15 protein-coding genes and 1 tRNA gene are annotated in these 18,663 nt (G+C 70.3%); 7 read left to right on the forward strand and 9 right to left on the reverse strand.

All coding sequences use genetic code 11. The annotated features are described in order from the left end of the window. Positions 1-12 precede the first annotated feature (12 nt). The gene (locus AB0B72_RS32535; RefSeq protein WP_367743129.1) at positions 13-1,107 is read right to left on the reverse strand and encodes a glutamate--cysteine ligase; all 1,095 of its coding nucleotides are present in this window, start codon (positions 1,105-1,107) and stop codon (positions 13-15) included. A 185-nt stretch (positions 1,108-1,292) separates the two neighbouring features. Between AB0B72_RS32535 and AB0B72_RS32540 the strand changes: the two genes are divergently transcribed. Beyond that, positions 1,293-2,678 (forward strand): Dyp-type peroxidase, encoded by a 1,386-nt coding sequence (locus tag AB0B72_RS32540; RefSeq protein ID WP_367743131.1) that lies wholly within the window; start codon positions 1,293-1,295, stop codon positions 2,676-2,678. 93 nt (positions 2,679-2,771) lie between these two features. Here the strand turns inward: AB0B72_RS32540 and AB0B72_RS32545 are convergent, their stop codons facing one another. Continuing rightward, complete coding sequence (locus AB0B72_RS32545) at positions 2,772-6,815, reverse strand: CHAT domain-containing protein (RefSeq protein ID WP_367743132.1); 4,044 nt, start codon at positions 6,813-6,815, stop codon at positions 2,772-2,774. A gap of 104 nt (positions 6,816-6,919) precedes the next feature. On the opposite strand from AB0B72_RS32545, the gene AB0B72_RS32550 reads away from it, so the two are divergent. Together AB0B72_RS32550 and AB0B72_RS32555 are read left to right on the forward strand one after the other, a co-directional pair. Then, positions 6,920-7,402 (forward strand): hypothetical protein, encoded by a 483-nt coding sequence (locus tag AB0B72_RS32550; protein ID WP_367743133.1) that lies wholly within the window; start codon positions 6,920-6,922, stop codon positions 7,400-7,402. Next, a complete protein-coding gene (locus AB0B72_RS32555; RefSeq protein ID WP_367743135.1) occupies positions 7,402-9,000 on the forward strand; it encodes a hypothetical protein in 1,599 nt (532 codons plus the stop codon). Before AB0B72_RS32550 ends, AB0B72_RS32555 begins: the two co-directional genes overlap by 1 nt. A 29-nt stretch (positions 9,001-9,029) precedes the next feature. Here the strand turns inward: AB0B72_RS32555 and AB0B72_RS32560 are convergent. From AB0B72_RS32560 to rsfS, 3 genes are all read right to left on the reverse strand, one after another. Next, positions 9,030-9,102, reverse strand: a tRNA-Ala gene (locus AB0B72_RS32560). A 99-nt stretch (positions 9,103-9,201) separates the two neighbouring features. Then, the gene (locus AB0B72_RS32565) at positions 9,202-9,840 is read right to left on the reverse strand and encodes a histidine phosphatase family protein (RefSeq protein WP_367743137.1); all 639 of its coding nucleotides are present in this window, start codon (positions 9,838-9,840) and stop codon (positions 9,202-9,204) included. Between the two features lie 22 nt (positions 9,841-9,862). Next, positions 9,863-10,267, reverse strand: a complete 405-nt coding sequence (gene rsfS / locus AB0B72_RS32570; protein ID WP_367743138.1) for a ribosome silencing factor — start codon at positions 10,265-10,267, stop codon at positions 9,863-9,865. A 279-nt stretch (positions 10,268-10,546) separates the two neighbouring features. Here rsfS and AB0B72_RS32575 point away from each other — a divergent pair, with 279 nt between their 5' ends. After that, on the forward strand, positions 10,547-11,185 hold the full coding sequence (locus AB0B72_RS32575; RefSeq protein ID WP_367743139.1) for a hypothetical protein: 639 nt from the start codon (positions 10,547-10,549) through the stop codon (positions 11,183-11,185). Between the two features lie 189 nt (positions 11,186-11,374). Here AB0B72_RS32575 and AB0B72_RS32580 read toward each other — a convergent pair whose 3' ends face one another. After that, positions 11,375-12,106 carry a dienelactone hydrolase family protein gene (locus AB0B72_RS32580; RefSeq protein ID WP_367743140.1) on the reverse strand — a complete coding sequence of 244 codons (732 nt, stop codon included), beginning with the start codon at positions 12,104-12,106 and terminating at the stop codon, positions 11,375-11,377. 591 nt (positions 12,107-12,697) lie between these two features. On the opposite strand from AB0B72_RS32580, the gene AB0B72_RS32585 reads away from it, so the two are divergent. Next, the gene (locus tag AB0B72_RS32585; RefSeq protein ID WP_367743141.1) at positions 12,698-13,135 is read left to right on the forward strand and encodes a hypothetical protein; all 438 of its coding nucleotides are present in this window, start codon (positions 12,698-12,700) and stop codon (positions 13,133-13,135) included. 48 nt (positions 13,136-13,183) lie between these two features. Here AB0B72_RS32585 and AB0B72_RS32590 read toward each other — a convergent pair whose 3' ends face one another. Both AB0B72_RS32590 and nadD read right to left on the reverse strand, forming a co-directional pair. Continuing rightward, entirely contained in the window at positions 13,184-13,459 is a 276-nt protein-coding gene (locus AB0B72_RS32590) for a hypothetical protein (RefSeq protein WP_367743142.1), read from the reverse strand. A gap of 649 nt (positions 13,460-14,108) precedes the next feature. Further along, on the reverse strand, positions 14,109-14,720 hold the full coding sequence (nadD, locus tag AB0B72_RS32595) for a nicotinate-nucleotide adenylyltransferase (protein WP_367743143.1): 612 nt from the start codon (positions 14,718-14,720) through the stop codon (positions 14,109-14,111). Positions 14,721-14,836: 116 nt separating this feature from the next. Between nadD and AB0B72_RS32600 the strand changes: the two genes are divergently transcribed. Next, on the forward strand, positions 14,837-15,847 hold the full coding sequence (locus AB0B72_RS32600; RefSeq protein ID WP_367743144.1) for a M48 family metallopeptidase: 1,011 nt from the start codon (positions 14,837-14,839) through the stop codon (positions 15,845-15,847). A 109-nt stretch (positions 15,848-15,956) separates the two neighbouring features. Here AB0B72_RS32600 and AB0B72_RS32605 read toward each other — a convergent pair whose 3' ends face one another. Beyond that, positions 15,957-17,774, reverse strand: a complete 1,818-nt coding sequence (locus tag AB0B72_RS32605; RefSeq protein ID WP_367743145.1) for a protein kinase — start codon at positions 17,772-17,774, stop codon at positions 15,957-15,959. 195 nt (positions 17,775-17,969) lie between these two features. Here AB0B72_RS32605 and pyrE point away from each other — a divergent pair, with 195 nt between their 5' ends. Next, positions 17,970-18,494: an orotate phosphoribosyltransferase gene (pyrE, locus tag AB0B72_RS32610; protein ID WP_367743146.1), complete on the forward strand. Its 525-nt coding sequence runs from the start codon at positions 17,970-17,972 to the stop codon at positions 18,492-18,494. Positions 18,495-18,663 lie beyond the last annotated feature (169 nt).

The following is an 18,663-nucleotide window of genomic DNA, read 5'->3' on the forward strand; positions in this document are numbered from 1 at the left end:
CGCTCGGCCGCTTCACCCCTCGCGGGTCTCGGCGAGCAGCAGGTCGACCGCGTCCTCCGGGCGCCCGTTCATCGCGAGCGCGCCGCGCTGGCGGGACGCCGCGCTGCCCCGGCGCAGCGCCTGGTCCGCAAGCTCGGAGACCATCTCCCAGTCGCCCAGCTCCTCCAGCGTGGGCCGCAGGTCGTCGAGCATCCACGTGATCAGCTGAGGGGCCGGCATGGGCCTGCTGGTCAGCGGGGACAGGAGGTCATCCTCCAGGCCGGAGCGGGCGGCCCGCCAGTTGGCGGCGCGCAGCAGCGCCAGCCGCTCCTCGCCACGCGGCGGCTCTCCCTTCTCCACCGCCTCGCTCTCCCTGATGATCAGCGCCCGGAACAGGCCTGCGAGCAGGACGACGTCGTTCACCAGCGGGCAGGAGTCGCAGATCCGCATCTCGACCGTCGGCACGTGAGCGCTGAGCCGGATGTCGAAGTAGACCATCCCCCGGTCCTCGATGACCCCGGAGGCCACCAGGTCGTCGGCCGTCCGGTCGTACTCGGCCGCGTTCGCGTAGGGGCCCACGGGCCCGGCCGTGGGCCACCGCTGCCAGGCGAGGGCCCGGCTGCTGGCGTAGCCGCTGTCCTCGTTCAGCCAGTACGGCGAGCTGGCGCTGAGCGCGAGCAGCGGCGGAAGCCACGCCTCCACCCGCTGCGCGGCGAGGACGGCGACGTCGCGGTCGTCGATCTCCACGTGCACCTGCGCCCCGCAGATGAGCTGCTCCTGGGCCAGGAACTGGTAGGCGTCCGACAGGTACTGGTAGCGCTCCCCCGGCGTGAACGTGTACCCGTCGACTCCGGTCAGGGGAGTCGTGCCCGCCGCGATCACACCCACGCCCAGCGGCTCCCCGGCCGACACGAGCGCCCGGCGCAGCCGTACGATCTCGGCCCGGACGTCGCGCAGGTCCTCCATCGGAGTGCTGTTGGTCTCGACCACGGAGCGCTGCAGCTCGGCGGCGTACCCCTCGTCCGGCAGCTTGTCCAGCATCGCCTGCGCCAGCGGCGTCAGCCGCCGGCTCTCCAGGTCGACGACGAGGAACTCCTCTTCCACACCCACAGGCCGTCTCTTCGTCATGGCCCGTTGCTACCCTCCGTGCGGGAATTAGGCCTGACCTGGCCGGTTACCTGCGCGCGCCGCGAGCGGCGGTGAAGGTCCGGTCTCATACCTACGAATTCCCTGGCGAAGCGAACCTTTCGCGTGAAACAAGACTCTTAGGGATCGGGGGCCCGTACGACACTGACGACGGGGAAGGACCGCAGATGCCGGTTAATCTGGCCAACGGCAAGCCGCTCGCGTGGGACTCGGCGAATCTTGACGCCGACACGAAGGCGATGCTCGACAACCTGCAGCCGAACATCCTGCAGGCGCACGTGCGGGAGCACCTCAGCCTGTTGCTGGTGAGCTTCGGCGACAAGGCGGACGGCCGCCGCTTCCTGCGCGGCCTCGTCCCGCTGATGAAGTCGGCGCGCAAGCACCTGGAAGAGGTCCGCTCGTTCAACCGGGCGCGGACGCCGGGCACGCCGTACGTCGGCGTCGGGATCAGCAAGGCGGGCTACCTCAAGCTCGGCGAGCCGACCGTGGAGTTCACCGACAACTCCTTCAAGTCCGGGCTCAAGCGGCGCAAGGACACCCTCAGCGACCCGCCGGTGAGCGCCTGGGAGGCGCCGTACCAGCAGGAGATCCACGCGATCGTGCTGATCGGCGACGCCACGCCCGAGCCGGTGGCCGCCACCCGGGCACGGGTCCACGCGCTGCTGCCGAAGACCGCCAAGATCGTCGGCGAGGAGACGGGGTCGGGCCTGCGCGACGGCCAGGGCCGGGGGATCGAGCACTTCGGCTACGTCGACGGGCGCAGCCAGCCGCTGTTCCTCGCCGACCAGGTCGCCGCGGAGAAGGGGACCAACTGGAATCCCTTCTTCCCGCTGAGCCATGTCCTCGTCCCCGACCCCCTCGCCCCCAAGCCGAGCCGCCACTTCGGCAGCTACCTCGTCCTGCGGAAGCTGGAGCAGAACGTCCGCGCGTTCCGGCAGGCCGAGGAGGACCTCGCCGACGCGCTCGGCCTTAAAGGCGCCGACCGGCTGCTCGCGGGGGCCATGCTGGTCGGCCGGTTCCGCAACGGCACCCCGCTGCGGCTGCACGGCAAGCCGAGCTCGGACGGCTTCCCCGTGCAGAACGACTTCAGCTACCGCGACGACGCGGGCTCTCGGTGCCCGGTCAGCGCGCACATCCGCAAGGCCAACCCGCGCGACTCGCGCGACGAGGGCCTCGAACGCCTCCTCGGCGTGATGATGGCCAGGCGCGGCCAGACGTACGGCGTCCGCACCGACCGGCCGTGGGACGACGCTCCGCCGCAGACCCGGCCGACCGGCGGGGTCGGGCTGCTGTTCATGGCGTTCAACGCCAGCCTGCAGCAGCAGTTCGAGTTCACCCAGCAGAGCTGGGCCGACAACCGTGACTTCCCCGCCGAGGGCACCGGTCACGACCCGGTGATCGGCCAGGGGAAGCGGGCGGGCACGGTGCGCTATCCCAAGGCGTGGGGCGGTGCGGCGCTCAGCGCGCCGCAAAAGCAGGCGCCCCAGACGGTGACGATGAAGGGCGGGGAGTACTTCTTCGCGCCGTCGCTCGCCTATCTCAAGAATCTCTGACCCTCCGGACCCCCGGGACGTCCGGCCGGCGCGCGACCCGGCCGGACGCCCCGGGCCTCTCACGTCTCCTGTGCGGGTGCCTGAGAAGGCCGCCTACCCGCGGAGCATCTTGGACGTCCATCCGGTTGGCGGCCCGCCCGGGGCGTTCCGCGCCGGGCCGAAGCCGGCCCAGTGGAGGACCGTGTCCACCACGGCGCGGTCCGGGCCCCGCCGTACCGCGGCCACCCGGCGGTCGCCCGCCTTTCCCTGCGCGATCTGCCGCAGGGCCCGGGTGAGGCGCCGCTGGTCGCGGGTCGCCGCGAGATGACCGAGGTCGTCGACGGCGGCCTCGACCGGATAGTCGCCACGGGCCGCCTGGACGGCGATGTGCAGGAACACGTCGATGGCCGCCGCGTGCCACAATTGCGCAGGCACGGTCACCGCGCCCTCCAGCGAGCGGAGAACGCGCAAGGCGACCACGTGCGCCAGCGTGCCATACGACGCGAGTGCCGCCAGTTCGCGCTCGCCCTCGGTGATCCGGCGCAGGGCTGTGGCCACGTCCCGCAGGTTGCTCTCCTCCTCCCACCGGTCCAGCGTCGCCTCCAGGAGCCGTCGCGCGCTGTCATTGCCCGACTCCGCCTCCAGGACGGCGGCGACGAGCGGCTCGCAGCGCGCCAGGTACGGCGCCAGCCCGTCGAGCACCGGGATCAGGCCCTCGAGCACCCGCTGAAACAGGTCCTCCCCCGCTGCCCCCGTGCCCACGAGGGTCCCTGTCTCCCGCTGCCGCTCCAGCAGCTGGAAGGCGGCGTCGACGTCGCCGCCGCCGGCGCTGAGGAGCTCGTTGAGATCGACCACCTGCATGTCCTCGTCGCCCAGGATGTCGCGGAAGAAGCCGGGCGTTCGCGGGCGGTCGGACATCAGCCTCCGTACGAGAACATCGAGCCGGATGACCGGGTCGGTCATCACCCGCTGGGACAGCGCCGACATCGTGAGGGGGTAGGCGCCGTCGGGCAGCACCAGCAGATCGCAGGCGGCGATCTGGATCGAGTCGTCCGCCGACGGGTGACCGATGGCTGTCCTGATCACGGCCGCCGCGAGGTGCTGGACCAGTGCTCCCGCCGGGTCGCGCATGTCGTGCGACAGCATGTTGCCGAGATTGTTGTGATTCAGCGCGCATGCTTGAGCGTCGCTGTCCAGATAGCTGAAGCGCAGCGCGTCGTGCCGCAGGGTGAGAGCCAGGTCGACGTGGCCACGGTCGTACTCGATCGCCGACAGGAGGTTGAACGCCTCGGCGAGCATCCCGGGATCGCGGTCGGCTTCGAAGATCTCCTTGCATCGCAGCAGGAGGTCGTAGGCCTCGTCGGAGCGGCCCAGGTTGTGCAGTGGCCCGCACATGCTGAGCCAGGTGGTCGCCAGGGCGAGATTGTCGGCGCCCCTGCCCACCTCGCTGTCCGCCACCGCCTGCGCGAACCGCAGCGCGTCGTCCCAGCGGCGCAGCCGCATCGCCGCCCGCCGCCCGGCGGCGAGGAGATGCTCAACGGCGGAGGCGGGCAGCATGCCGCCGTCCGGCGGGGGAAGCGCCGTGGGGGCGGGCAGCTCCGCCCACAGGCGGTCCACCTCGGCGAGCACCTCCTCTGACCTTCCCAGCTCGGCGAGCGCGTCCAGCCGGTCGGCCTCGGCGGCGAGCATCCACCACCGGTCGCCTCGTTCGCCGCGCAGCCGTTCGATGGCTCCCTCCAGTAAGGCGAGCGCCTCCTCCGTCCGCCCCGCGTGCGTCAACGCGGCGAACCGTTCCCTGGCGGACTCCCAGTCTGCGGCCGCCTCCAGATCCGCCTCGGAGGCGAGCTGGGGCGTGGCGCGCCGGGTGAGGTAGGACAGGAGCCGTTCCGCGGCCGGCGCGTCTGGCGTCCCTTGGACCGCGTCGCGGATCCGGCGCGCGAACGGGAGCACCTCGGCCGCGAGCGCGCGGGAGTTGGTGAGCGCCGTGGACAAGACGTAGAGGGCGACGATGTGATCACCCAGCCTGACCATGTACGGCAGGCCGCGGACGGCCGCCGCCGTCCCCTCACCGGTGGGCTCACCGCTGTCGTCCACCCACCCTCCGACCCGCAGCCAGACCGAGTTGCCCAGAATGTCCACGAGGCGGCGCGCGTCCGCGTCGTACCGGTCGCCGACCGCCGCAGCGACGACCGGGTGCACTCGGTACCGCGCCTCGCCGTCGTCGTCCGGTTCCGACATGATCAGCCCCTGGGTCTCCAGCTCCAGGAGCAGCGCGTCCAGCGGCGTCTCGGCCGCCAGAGGGAGCCTCTCGTGGTACGGCCGCCAGATCGCTTCGAGCATCCAGCTCAGGCGGTCCGCCTCCTCCAGTGCGCTCAACAGGAAGAGCAGCCCTCCGGCTGCGGGCTCCAGCCGGTCCAGCGTCCGGCCGGTCCACTTCGTCAGCGCGCGGGCGGTACCGCCGTCGTCGCCGCGCGCCGCCACCAGGGCCGGATGTCCGCCGGCCTTCTCCAGCCAGTCCGCCGCCTCCTCCGTGCTGTCGCGCATGAGGTCGGCGAACCCGGGGATCTCCCGTGCCAGCAGGTACGCCTCGTCCTCCGCCAGCAGGGAGACTCGCTCGACGAGCATGCGCTCACCGAGGTAGAGAGGGCGGTGGGAGGTGAGGATCACACGGCCGGGGCCGTCGTGGGCGGCCAGCCGGGTGATCGCGGCGCCGGCCTGCGGGTCCAGCCAGCGCCCCTCCTCGTCGACCAGGGCGTCCATCCCGTCGATGACGAGGAGCGAGCGCCCGGCAGGAGGCGCGAGGTCGCCGCCTGCCGTGTCGAGCCACCTCACATCGTCGAAGGAGGCGCGGTGGGTGTGCGCGAGCTCAAGGGCACAGGCGGTGGTGCCGATGCCCGGCATGCCGTACAGGAGGACGCCGGAGCGCCCGCTGAGCGGGGCGAGGGCGGCGCTGGCCCTCGTCATGACGCCGACGCGGCCGACGAAGCGCTCCGGTGGCTCCGGCAGCCCAGCCCGCCATGTACGGCGCGCGGCCCTCCCGGAGCCGTCCAGGCCATCTGAGCCGTCCGAGCCGGCCACGGCCACGCCGTCTGAGCTGTCCGGCACCTCAGGGGCGGCTAGGACCAGGTCGGCGGCGCCCGCCCCGAACAGCGCGGGGGCGCCCAGCGACAGCGGCCGATGGTCCCCGGACGACGCCACCTCTCCCAGCGTCCGCGTGAGCGCACGGGGCAGCGGCTCACGCTCGATGATCAGCCTCCGGTACAGGCCGATGGTCAGCGGGGTCACGAAGTCGTCGTCGACGGGGAAGCGCATCGCCGTGACCGCGCAGCCGAGCCGCCTCGCGAGATCCACGGCGAGAGCGCCGGTCGCGGGCGGATGCCCTTCCGGCGCTCCGGCCGCCGACGAGCACGAGGTGACGGTGATCAGCCTGACCACCCCGGCGAGAGGGCTGAGGAGGCGGCTCAGCTCGCCGGAGGTGACGTTCAGCGGCCTGCCGTCGGATCCCTCCATCCGGAACACGTCGCGGCCGCCGTGCCCGGCCAGATGCACGGCGTCCCAGCCTTCGGCGACGACCTCGCTCAGCAACTGGGGCGTCACGCCGTACTGGAGGGCGGTGAACTCGGCGGAGCCGGCCAGCAGCGTGGCGAGCCGGTGACGTTCGCGGCGCATGTTGAGTGCGGAGCCGCCGTCCGGCTGGCTGAACAGGCCGAGCACGCGCGGCGGGCCCGTCCCGCCGCGCGGGGGCGGAGCGTCGCCCGCGTCGAAGACCAAGCTGATCCCGCGGACTCCCAGCGGCACGCCCTCGACCATCGCCAGTTCAAGCGGGAGCAGCATGACCGGGGCCGCATCCTCAGGGACGGCCACCCGGACGGTCGCCGGCGCGTGCCGGGCCATCACCTCGATCAAAGGGCCGAACACCCGGTCGGCGACCCAGCCCCCCAAGTTCGTGAGGATCTCCGTCTCGCGCTGCGCCCGCCGGAACGGCGCCGCGTAGTGGATCAGGTAGGAGTACGGATCCCGGAAGGCGGCGAACTGCCATTCGGCCGGGTCGAGCTCCACCTCATGGAAGGCGACGGCCTCCCCCGTCGGGCCGGCGAGCTCCCATTGCCAGCGAGATAAATCACGAAAATTACGGATTGCCAGGGTAAGAACCGTCATTCCGCCCCGTTCAGACGCGTGGGTCGCCTCCCCCGGACTATGCCACCATTCGCTCGACGCCTGCCAGCCTGGCGGAAATCGGTACGGCACAGAAAGGTGGACTGATGCGGCCAAAGCGGATCAGCGACTTCATTTCAACCACATATGGGATCGCCGGTGACGACTCGGCGGCGCAGGCGATCACCATCGTCCTGGACGAGGGGCAGCCCAGGAGGGTGAGCGGGCCGGGATGGGACGGGCCCGCGTACCTGGTGCCGTCGGACATGGCCGTTGCGGCGATCGACGCGGCCCTGGCGGCCCCTCTGCTCCGCCATCCCGGCCGCGCCGTCCTGGTCGCGATGCGCGGCGGCGACATCGAGGGGGTGGTGGCGCCCGCCACGTTCGTCCGCGTCTACACGACATACGGCCCCGCGTCACGCCCCGAGCATCCCGGATATCGCCGAGACGACGATTTCGCCATTCACGGGCAATTGAGTCCGCTGTCGCCGAGTGTCGCCATCCGCTGCCGGCTTTGCGGGGTGACGAGCGAGCACCTCGCCTATCTCCCCGGCGAGACGCCCTGCCCGTCCTGCGGGCGGGTCTCCTGATGGCCGGCCTGCTCGACACGGCGAGCGGCCTGCTCAGCCGCCGGTCCCTGGCCACGGTATGGCTGCCCGTGCTGGTCTTCGTCGCCGCGGCCGGCGCCCTGGTGATCGGCACGATCGGCTGGACGGAGACCCTCGCGTGGTGGGCCGGGACGGAGTCGGACGTCCGGATCCTCCTCATCGTCCTGGCCGCCGCCGCGACCGCACTGGCCGCCGAGGCGCTCGCGGCGTCCCGCGCCATGCTCGTCCGGGCGCTCGAAGGCTATTGGGAGGGCCACCCCGGGGGAGCCCTCGTACGGAGGCTGCTGGTGACTCGCCATCGGGAGCTGTGGAGCGGGCTCCGGGCCGAGGGCAGGTTCCCCGATCCGGCCTACCCCATAGCCGAGAGCCGGATCATGCCGACCAGGATCGGCAACGTCCTGCGCGCCGCGGAGGAGCACGCCCGCCGCTACCGCATCGACGCCGTCCTCGCGTGGCCGAGGCTGTACGCGATCCTGCCCGATCCGTTTACCCAGGCGTTCGCCGCGGCCGCGGCCCGCTTCGAGCTCCTGGTCGTCGTGACGTGGCTGTCAGCGGCGTTCACGCTTCTCAGCGGGGCCGGCGCCGGGCTGGGCCTTGCCTGGCACGTCGTCGCGATCTGCCTGGTGGCAGGCACGATCAGCACCACCATCGCGTACCGGGCCGCCGGTTATGCCGCGGCCGGCTACGCCGAGCTGATTCGCAGCGCCTTCGACGTGCACCGGCTCCTCCTGCTCGACGCCATGGGCCTGGAACGCCCCGACGACTTCGATTCCGAGCGCGCCCTGTGGGAGCAGGTCGACCAGTTGTGGCGCCGTGGCTCCCCGGCCACCGATCACGCGCACCTGCTCCGCTATCGGCCGTCTCCCCAGGACACTCCACCCGCGGCGCGACAGCCCATCCCCGCCGCGGAGAACATCACCGGCGTTCCGGTGACGCACGGCGAGCCGGACGGCACCCGCGCCATCCCGGACCGGCCCGCCGACGCCCTGGAACGACCCGCCATGACCGACCAGCCCACCCTCGCCCCCGAGCAACCCGCCGCGACCTCGGAGCAGCCCGCCGCCGCTCCGGCGCGACGGCGCCGGACGACCCGGGCGGCGCGGCGCGCCGCCCTGCCACTGGGCCTCGCGGGGACGGCGGGCCTGCTGGCGTTGCTGGGAGCGCTCATGCGACCGGCCGTTCCCGAAGCCCCGTCGACAACGCGGGATCTCCCGGCCTACCACGTGCTCGTCGCCGCCGACCTCGTGGGCGCGCACCCGGATCTTCTCGGCCGTTACACGCTGGTCACGCGGCCGAAGGGCAGGCTCGACGTGGACGAACTGGGGCCGAAGGTCGGCGACCCGGCGCCGGGGCAGGTCGTCACCACTCTCGCGGTGTCCGACGCCTCCGGCGCGGGACGCGGCGACCGGGTGACGCTGCTCTCACCGCATGGCGGCCCGGTTGTCACCGTTCCCGCACTCATTCTCGACGTCGTCAGGGACGATCCAGATCATGCCGTCGTCGCTGTCACGGCGGTGGATCTCAAGAACCTGCTGGCCACGGGTGGCGGCCCATTTCTGATTGCCCGGGATGCCGCCTGATCAGGCGGCGATGGGCGACGTCACTCGGGTGGAGCTATGGGGATTCGAACCCCAGACCCCCTCCATGCCATGGAGGTGCGCTACCAGCTGCGCTATAGCCCCTTGCCACCGCCCCGGGTAATCCCGGCGCGGCGCTTCACGAGCATATAAGGATGCCCCTCCGTTTACCTAATTGTCACCGGCAACGGCAGCCTCAGCTCTTCAGCCGCCCGCTGTGGCGGCCTCCGGGCTGTCGTCGCTGCTCACCGGCTCGGGGAGGGTCCCCGCGTTGTGCTCGAGCAGGCGCCAGCCCTTGCGGCCCTCCTCCAGGACCGACCACGAGCAGTTGCCCAGGCCGCCGAGCACCGGCCACAGCTCCTGCGGCAGTCCCAGCAGCCGGGCCAGGCCCAGCCGGATCGCCGCGCCGTGCGAGGCCACGACCAGCAGGCCGTTCTCGTCGAGGCGGGCCGCCCAGCGCAGGACCGCCTCGGCGACGCGATCGGCGACGTGCGTGACGGTCTCGCCGCCCGGGGCGTCCCACTCCTCGTACTGGACCGGCCATCCCGCCCTGATCTCCGCGCGGGTGAGGCCCTCCCACTCGCCGCCCCCGCGCTCCCGCAGCGCCTTGTCGACGGCCACGTCGAGCCCCGTGAGCCGGGCGAGGGCGGAGGCGGTGTCGAAGGCCCGCCGCAGGTCGGAAGAGACGATCATGGTCGGCCGCAGCGCCGCCAGCAGGGACGCCGCGCGCGCGGCCTGCGCCACCCCGGTCTCGTCGAGCGCGATGTCGGTGTGCCCCTGGAACCGCTTCTCCACGTTCCACAACGTCTGCCCGTGCCGCAGGCAGACGATCCGGCGGCTCACGCCGCCACCCGAGGTCCGTACGTCACTGAGCCGCCCCGCGGGCACGCTGGGCGGCGACCTTCTGAACGCTCTCGGGAAGCTCGATGGACGGGCAGTCCTTCCACAGGCGCTCCAGCGCGTAGAAGGTGCGGTCCTCCTCGTGCTGGACGTGCACGACGATGTCGAGGTAGTCGAGGAGCACCCAGCGGCCCTCCCGCTCACCCTCTCTGCGGACCGGCTTGGCGTCCGCCTCGATCCGCAGCCGATCCTCGATCTCGTCGACGATCGAGCGAACCTGGCGGTCGTTGGAGGCGGAGCAGAGCAGGAACGCGTCGGTGATGACCAGCTGGTCGCTCACGTCGTACGCGATGATGTCGTCGGCCAGCTTGTCGGCGGCGGCCTCGGCCGCGACCCTCACGAGCTGAACGGATCTCTCAGTTGCTGTCACGATGCGGTTCTGTCCTCCGTTGACGGGCTATTCCAGGGTGCACGGTCCGTGTGCTCCGGACAACCGGCTTTTCTGTGCCGACCCTACCGGCGACACCCCGGCGATCCAGAGTTATGCCCCCGGATCAGAATTCCAACGTCCGTCACACGCCGCTGATTCCGGCTAGGAAATCACCTCTGGATGAGTTCACGCAACGGGCCCCTGCAGGACGGCGAAAAGCCCCGCGAGGACCTTCCTCGTGGGGCCGGCGGTATACCGCCTTGATCCGGCACTGCATCTGTGTCGCTACTGCTGCTGCTGTTGCTGCTGCTGGCCTCCTCCGCCGCCGCCCTGCTGTTGCTGTTGCTGCTGCTGCTGCTGTTGTTGCTGCTGCTGTTGCTGCTGCTGTTGCTGCTGCTGCTGCTGTTGTTGTTGCTGCTGTTGCTGCTGCTGGCTCCGGTGATGGCGGCCGTGGTGGCGGTGATGCTTGTGACCGCACTTCCACGCGGGACACGGCTTCGCGTGCGATTGCTGTACGGATTGCGCCGCGACCGCTGCGCTCGCGGGCTGGACCTGCATCGACATGGGGACAAGGACGGCCGAGACCGTCATCGCGCCCGCGGCGATAGCTTCCTTGATCATTACAGACCACTCCGTATCGTGATGATCGCGCCAGGATGGGCCTGGGCCTACGGAGTGCCGGATCAATTTCCGGGACGGGCGCCGGGTCGGCGCGTGTCCTTGCTTCTCACGGTAACCGTGAGAAACGCCATGGTCAGCCATCGCGGCGCAAAGGCTGACTGCCACCCGCTGAACCGGCGGCGCCCCTCGGCGAGAGGCGACGACGTCTTCGCAGGTCAGCCGGTCGGCTCAGGGCAAAGACGGGGAGTCCAGGTAGAGGCCCCGCTCGTCGATGAAGCGCGAACGCCAGGTCCGTGAGCATGGCGTACGTACGGCATCCCTGGTCATGCCATGCATTCGCCCTTCGACGCCTCCCGCTGATCTCCGGGATCACGGTCCAGTGCCCTCGAAGTGCCCTGCCCCGTCGGATACGAGCCCCGGCCAGTGTGCGCTGAACGCGCTGATCGGGCGCGGAACCCGATCAGCGCGTCGCGGGCAACAGGGGCATCAGCTCAGGTGCCGGGTGAAGAACCGCAGCGAACTGTCCAGCTCGAACAACGGGACTTCGGCGTGCTTGCCGGGGTTCGCGTGCAGCGTCTTCTCGGCTGAGGACAAGGCATCGAACAGCGCCAGACTCGCCGCCCGCGGCACCCTCTCGTCGTCCCACTGGACCAGGAACTCAACCGGGACGGTGATCCGCGCGGCCTCCTCGGCCGAGGCCACGGCCCCGCCCAGACCCAGCACCGCCGCACGGACTCGGGGCTCGGCGGCAACAAACGGAACGCCGAGTCCGCACCCCAGCGACACACCCCAGTAACCCACCGGACCGGCACCGACGTGCTCCAGTCGCTGGACCGCGTCCAGGACCGCCTGCCATTCCGGGACCGTCTGACGGGCTACGAGCGCCTGGAAACCGGCTATCAGCGGAGCCAACTCTTCCCCGGCCTCCGCCCGAGCCTGATTCTCGGTCGCGATCCGGTTGTACTCCTCATCCTCGGGCCGGTCGCCATGGCCGGGCACGTCTACCGCCACCACCGCGAAGTCACACTCAGCCACGAAACGGCGCGCATGGGCCACGACGCCGGGGGCCTTCTTGTGCTGACCGCCGCCGTGCCCCATCAGGATCAGGGGTCGGGACCCTGCGGCGCCGTCCGGAGTCCACAGCACGCCGGGGATTTCACCGAGGGTGAAGAGCTGTTCCGTGACGCCGTCGGACGACGCCTGGGAGATAAAGCGCATTTGCGTTGCGAGCCTTTCGGGATGCCTTCCGCGGGCACTCCCTAGCCGATGCAAGGGAGGGAGCCCCGACCTGTCACAGCGTTGATCGGTCTCACCTCCTCAGTTCGCAGCGGCACTTGGCGCCGCCGAACGTACCACGACCGACGTCAGTGGACTGTGCGCGGGCGCGGCACGTGGAGCGGCATCTGGCGTCCGGCCGCTCAGGTTGTTGGCTTATGGATGACGTAGAAGCTGGTCAGGTCCCGGGAGCCAGGTAGAGGCCCCGCTTGTTGATGTAGCGCGAGCGGCGATCACATGACCAAATGAATACAGATTGCATGCTGGCCAAGCTGCGAGATCAGTTTGCAACGCCTTTCGTTGATCTCCACGGTTTCCGACCGTCATGTGCCCTCGGTGTGCCCTCACCTCGCCGACGCCAAGCCGGCCGGGAAAGGTGTTGATCACCTTAGCGAGGTTGTCTACCGTTGCCCCGTGCCGTCGCAAGGCGCGCTTACGTAGCTACGGAACCGCAGCCAGGGGTTCAAGTCAATGGACGGCCCTCCACGTCATCTGGAGACGATGCGGGCCACGGTTGGGTTTGCAGGAGTCAGCATGTCGTCCAGAACATCTTCCATCGAATTCACCTTTACGCACGAGGTCACGGTACGTGCCGTGGTCGACGGTCTGGCCAGCGGCGGGTGGTCGCTGAAGGAGCCCCTCGGTCTCTCGTATGTGGTGAATGACGACGACCTATATGACTGGCAGTCCACGAGCCTCGACTGCGCAGACGAGGTGCTCATGCTGCTGGATGCGCCCGAGAATCGGGGATTCCACGTAGGTGTCTGCATTTACCACAGGAAGGCGGAAACGGGCGGTCAGCTTCTCTTCTTCCCAGGCCGTACACTGTGCTCCTTCTACCCGACCATTAACCGGCGAAGCCTTCCCGAAGCACCGGCGTTTACCGATTTGTCCTGGTATCTCCAGGCATTGGTGACGCCCTTCCTGCCGATCGGCCTTCACAGCTACGAGACCTGCGACATTGGGTTCTAAGCCACCGCTGGTCACGGCGTCCGCTCATGTACGACACCAGCTTCGATGTCAAAACGGCACTTCGACTCCAGCGTCACGCAAGCGGGCAACCGCGAAAGAGAGACACTGCTCCGCGCTGATCCCGTCAGCCCGCATTTCTAGACTCAACGGGCCACCATTAGCGACGAACGTCCACGCAGGCCGTCCCTCCGCCAGTCTTTCCGGGTCAACTCTGATCATGGCGTTGATGCCCTGTTCGGCCAACCATTCCAAGATGGGCAGCGCGGCATCTTCGATGCCGCTCTTCTGATCAACCTTCGGCCATCGACCCTTATGCGCCGTCATGCCAGGACTCTACCGACAGGCCCAACAAACGCGGCCCCGCATCCTGATCGGCCGCCTGCTGTCGACCCACCGCGTAGCGGCAGCGGGCCGGCTGCACCTGACAGCGATGTCTATCGCTTCTGGGCGCGATACTGCTTTAGGAGTGCGGTGATCTTCTCGTAGTTTCTCTCGCCGTTCAATTCACAAATTAGGTCGTCGGGGCAGAGTTCGTAGAGGTCACCCCACCAGCGGCGTACCTTGTTGTCCCAGATTCGGTACCCGCCGGGTACGCCTCTCGCGACGTATCGCCTCCTGCTCACAGGCACAGATTAGGCTCCAACATCCACCCGTGTCCTTCTCGCCCTGTTGACCGGTGAATGCCCGTGCGGTCCCGCACTTTCTCCCCTGTCCTGATCTCCCGGAGTTGGAGCCCCCCGGGGTTCGGGGCGGAGCCCCGAGGTCTTCTCCGGTACTTCTCCGCCCCTCGCTCTCTGCTCTTCTCGCGCAGCGTCGCCTGACCGTGGTGGTACTGGCGGAAGCCGTGACCCTGAACCTCTATGCCCACCTGTGGCCGGACGCCGATGATCGGGCGCGCTCCGCGGTTGATGCGATCTTCGCCGATGTGCCCTTGATGTGCCCTCAGATGGAGAGCAGGTGAGATCCGCGCTGGTCAGTCGGCCGTGTCGCGGTAGAGGCCCCGCTTGTTGATGTACTGCACGATGCCGTCGGGGACGAGATACCAGATCGGCTGGCCTCCCGCGACCCGCTGCCTGCACTCGGACGAGGAGATCGCCAGGGCCGGGATCTCGACCAGGCTCACCTTGCCCGCCGGCAGCCCCGGATCCTGCAGGACGTGACCGGGCCGGGTGCAGCCGACGAAATGGGCGATCGTGAACAGCTCGTCGACGTCGCGCCAGCTCAGGATCTGGGCGAGGGCGTCCGCGCCGGTGATGAAGTACAGCTCCACGTCCGGTCCGTACACGGCGGCGATGTCCCGCAGCGTGTCGATCGTGTACGTCGGGCCCGGCCGGTCCACGTCCACCCGGCTGACCGAGAAACGCGGATTGGAGGCCGTGGCGATCACGGTCATGAGATAACGGTCCTCGGTGGAGGACACGGCCCGGTCTTCCTTCTGCCACGGCTGCCCGGTCGGGACGAACACCACCTCGTCCAGATCGAAGTGGTGCGCCACCTCGCTCGCGGCCACGAGATGCCCGTGGTGGATCGGGTCGAAGGTGCCGCCCATCACGCCAAGCCGCCTGGTCGCGGCCCCGTTTCTCATGGACGGACCCTAACGCGCGCGCTCCGGCCGCCCGGAAAGGGGGCCCCACCGGTCACGGTTTCGCGTCGTCACGCCGTGCCGCGCGCGCCCAGCCTGTGAGACATAGCATGCGGAGCATGACCACTCCCGATCGCAATCGCGTGCAGCTGCCCGGCATCAGCTCACGAGCCTACGAGCACCCCGCCGACCGGTCCGCACTGGTCGCGATGCGTTCGCTCAGCGGGTTCGACTCGGTGCTGAAGCGCATGTCGGGGCTCTTCAGCGAGCGCCGCCTGCGCCTGATGTTCCTCGCCTCGGCGGTACGCACCAGCGAGACCCAGTTCCGCACCCTGTACGACATGGGCCGCGACAGCGCGTACATCCTGGACCTGCACCGCATCCCGGAGATCTACGTCCAGCAGGACCCCAAGGCGTACGCCATGGCGATCGGCTTCGACGAGCCGTTCATCGTCGTGTCGACCGGGCTGCTCGACCTCATGGACGCCGAGGAGCTGCGCTTCGTCGTCGGCCACGAGACCTCGCACATCCTGTCCGGTCACGCCGTCTACGGCACCATGCTGGCCATCCTCACCCGCCTCGCCACGCGGGTCGCCTGGATCCCGCTGGGCTACATCGGGCTGCGGGTCATCGTCGCCGCGCTGGAGGAATGGCAGCGCAAGGCCGAGATGTCCGCCGACCGGGGCGGCCTGCTGTGCGGCCAGGACCCGGACGCGGCGCTGCGCTCGCTGATGAAGCTCGCCGGCGGCTCGCGCCTGCACGAGATGAACATCGAGGCGTTCCTCGACCAGGCCAGGGAGTACGACACGGCGGGCGACGTCCGCGACGGCCTGATGAAGGTCCTCAACATGCTCGGCACCACCCACCCGTTCGCGGTGACCCGGGTGGCGGAGCTGGACCGCTGGCGCCGGGGCGGCGAGTACGAGAGGGTCCTTTCCGGCGACTACCCCCGCCGCGAGGACGACGGGAACACCAGCATCACCGAGGAGGTCAAGGCGGCGGCCAACTCCTACCGCGAGTCCTGGGCCCAGTCGCAGGATCCGTTCATCGGCGTGCTGCGTGACGTCGCCGAGGGCGCCGTCAACGCCGGGGAGCGCATCTTCAACCGGTTCGCCCGCCGCGAGAACTGATCCGCAGGACTCATCGGCGGACCCGTCGCAGGGCCCGCCGCAGGCCTGTCATGGCCCTCCGCGGCACGTCACGGCCCTCCACAGCCCTCCACAGGCCCGTCACAGGCCGTCACAGGAACACCGATACCGTCCGCACGGCGGCCGCGCACAGGGCGACGAAGCCGCCGAGGACGGCGAGCGCCCGCAGGCCCTCCCTGTGCAGGCCCGGCATCCGTGCCCCGGCGCGCTCGATCTCCCGGCCGACGATGCCGCCGCTCACCACTCCGAAGACCACCCCCGCGACCGTGACGGGCACCGCCTGGGACCACCATTCCGGCTCCAGGCGCGCCCCGTTCGCCGCCCAGAGGGCGGCGAACGCCGCGGCCGCGGCCGGGAGGCCGGGCCATGCGAGAGCGGTCACCAGCGAGCCGGCCAGGGTCACCGGGAAGGCGAGCACCCGCAGCAGCCCCCGGGTCCTGGCCGGCCTGCGGTTGCGCACCAGCCAGTGGCTCGTCCACATTGCCCTCGTCACGACGCCGAAGACCGCGGTGATGCCAAACGTCGCCACTGGGTAGATCACCGTCGCCACGACACACGGGACGGCGAGCAGGCCCAGCACCACCAGAGCCGTGTTCCCCGTCGGGATGCCGAGAGCCGACTCCGCTCTCGACGCGGTCACCGGCTCCTTGACGGCCACGGCGGGCTCCGCGCGGCCTGAGGACCTGGAGCGCCGGGCGGCCGGCGCGTCGTCCCGCTTGTCGGCGCCCTCCGGCCTGCGAGACCTGACGGCCCTGTCCGGCCTCGCGGGGCTCTCCGCCCTGCCGGGCCCTTCGCCCCTGCCGGGCCTGTCCGGCCCCTCAGCCCTGCCGGGCCTGTTCGGCCCCTCAGCCCTGCCGGGTCTGTCCGCCCTACCGGGCCCCTCGGCCCTGTCGGGCCTCCCCGCCGCTCTGTCGGCCGCCTTCCCCGCAGATGCCGCGTTCCCTGCGTTCCCTGCGTTCCCCGCGTTCCCCGCCTTTCGGGGCTTCCCCGCCTTGCCCGCCGCCCTGTCCGCCCTGTCCGGGGCCGCCGCCTGGGCCGCTGCCTGGGCGTCCGTCTGCACCATCGCTGTACGGCGAGACCGACCCGGCGTACGGGCGGGCGGCTCAGCGTGGGCGAGCCGGTCCAGCCGGGCCAGCCGGTCGGCGAGCAGGGCCGCCGTGGGGCGGCGGGCGGGGTCCCGGTGCAGCGCCGCCCGGACGAGGGGCAGCAGGGCGGCGGGCACCCCGACCAGATCGGCCTTCCCGTTCAGCACCGCGTACATCTGGGACTCCGCCGTGCCCCGCCCGAAGGTGGGCCGCCCGGTGGCGGCGAAGGCCACCGTCGCGGCCCAGGCGTGCATGTCGGCGGGCTCCCCGACGGTCTCGTCGGCGAACACCTCGGGCGCGCAGTAGCCCGGCGTGCCGAGGAAGGTGCCCGTCATCGTCAGCCGCGTGGCGTCGAGCACCTGGGCGATACCGAAGTCGATCAGCACCGGCCCGTCGCCGCCCAGCAGCACGTTGGCCGGCTTGAGGTCACGGTGGACGACCCCGCCGGCGTGGATGATCGCTAGAGCCGTGGCCAGCCCGTGGGCCAGCGCCAACAGGTCGGGCTCGATGAGCGGCCCGCCCCGCCGTACGGCGTCGAGGAGGGTCTCCCCCTCGATGTACTCCATCACGAGGTACGGCCGGTCGCCGGACAGGTCCGCGTCCAGCACCTGGGCGACGTAGGGGCTCTCGACCCTGCGCAGGGCCCGCACCTCGCGCTCCAGCCGTAACCGCGCGTCCGGGTCGTCCTCGATCTGGCCGTGGAGCATCTTGACCGCCACGCGGTCGCCGCGCCGGTTCGCGGCGAGGTAGACCTCGCCCATGCCTCCCCGGCCCAGTCGCTCCAGCAGCGCGTACGGGCCGACTCGGCCGAGACGTCCAGCCATAGGAGCGCCAACCATAGCGCCCCGGGACGCCGGAGCCGTGGAGGCGCGCCGTCATCCGCCGGCCTTCTCCCCGAACCGAACCGGCCGATCGAGCCGACCCGGCGGGAACGCGAGGTGCTTGAGCGACCGGCCGACGGCGACCGGAAACCCGGTCGATTTCCATGGTCACCGCACTGGCTGCGAAACTTCATGTCTATGTCACGTTCAGAGCTGGCTCACCGGATCCACGCCGTCTCCCACCTGACCGGCGACTTCGTGCTCCGGTCGGGCCGCACGACCACCGAGTATTTCGACAAGTACCGATTCGAAGGCGATCCCGTCCTTCTGGACGCCATCGCCGAGAGCTTGGCCACGCTTGTGCCCACGAGCACCGAGGTGTTGGCCGGCCTGGAGATGGGCGGCATTCCGGTGGTCACCGCCTTGAGCCGGCACACGGGTCTGCCTTGCGCCTTCGTCCGCAAGCAGGCCAAGCCTTATGGAACCTGCCGTCTCGCCGAAGGAGCGGACATTGTCGGCCGCCGAGTGCTTGTGGTGGAGGATGTGGTCACCAGCGGCGGTCAGATCGTGTTGTCATCCACCGAGCTGCGCGCTCTGGGAGCCGACGTCCGCGAGGCGCTGTGTGTGATCGACCGCGAACAAGGTGGCGCGGAAGCACTCGCCGCCCAAGGGATGGCTTTGCTGTCGCTACTGACTGCCACCGATCTGCGCCAGGCCATTTGACCCCCCTGATCTCCGTTGAGACGGCGCACCCCGATGCTTCCGCCGCGAACCCCGGAGCGCTGTCAGAACACCCCAGGGACATCACCTCAGGCAAGACCGGCCGCTGCCGCGGCGCATGCGCCGGTTCGTGAACGCGATCGGCGCGCCGACAGAGCGTGGGCGGGCGGGC

Origin of the sequence: Microbispora sp. NPDC049125 (assembly GCF_040802045.1) — a bacterium.
Classification (GTDB): domain Bacteria; phylum Actinomycetota; class Actinomycetes; order Streptosporangiales; family Streptosporangiaceae; genus Microbispora.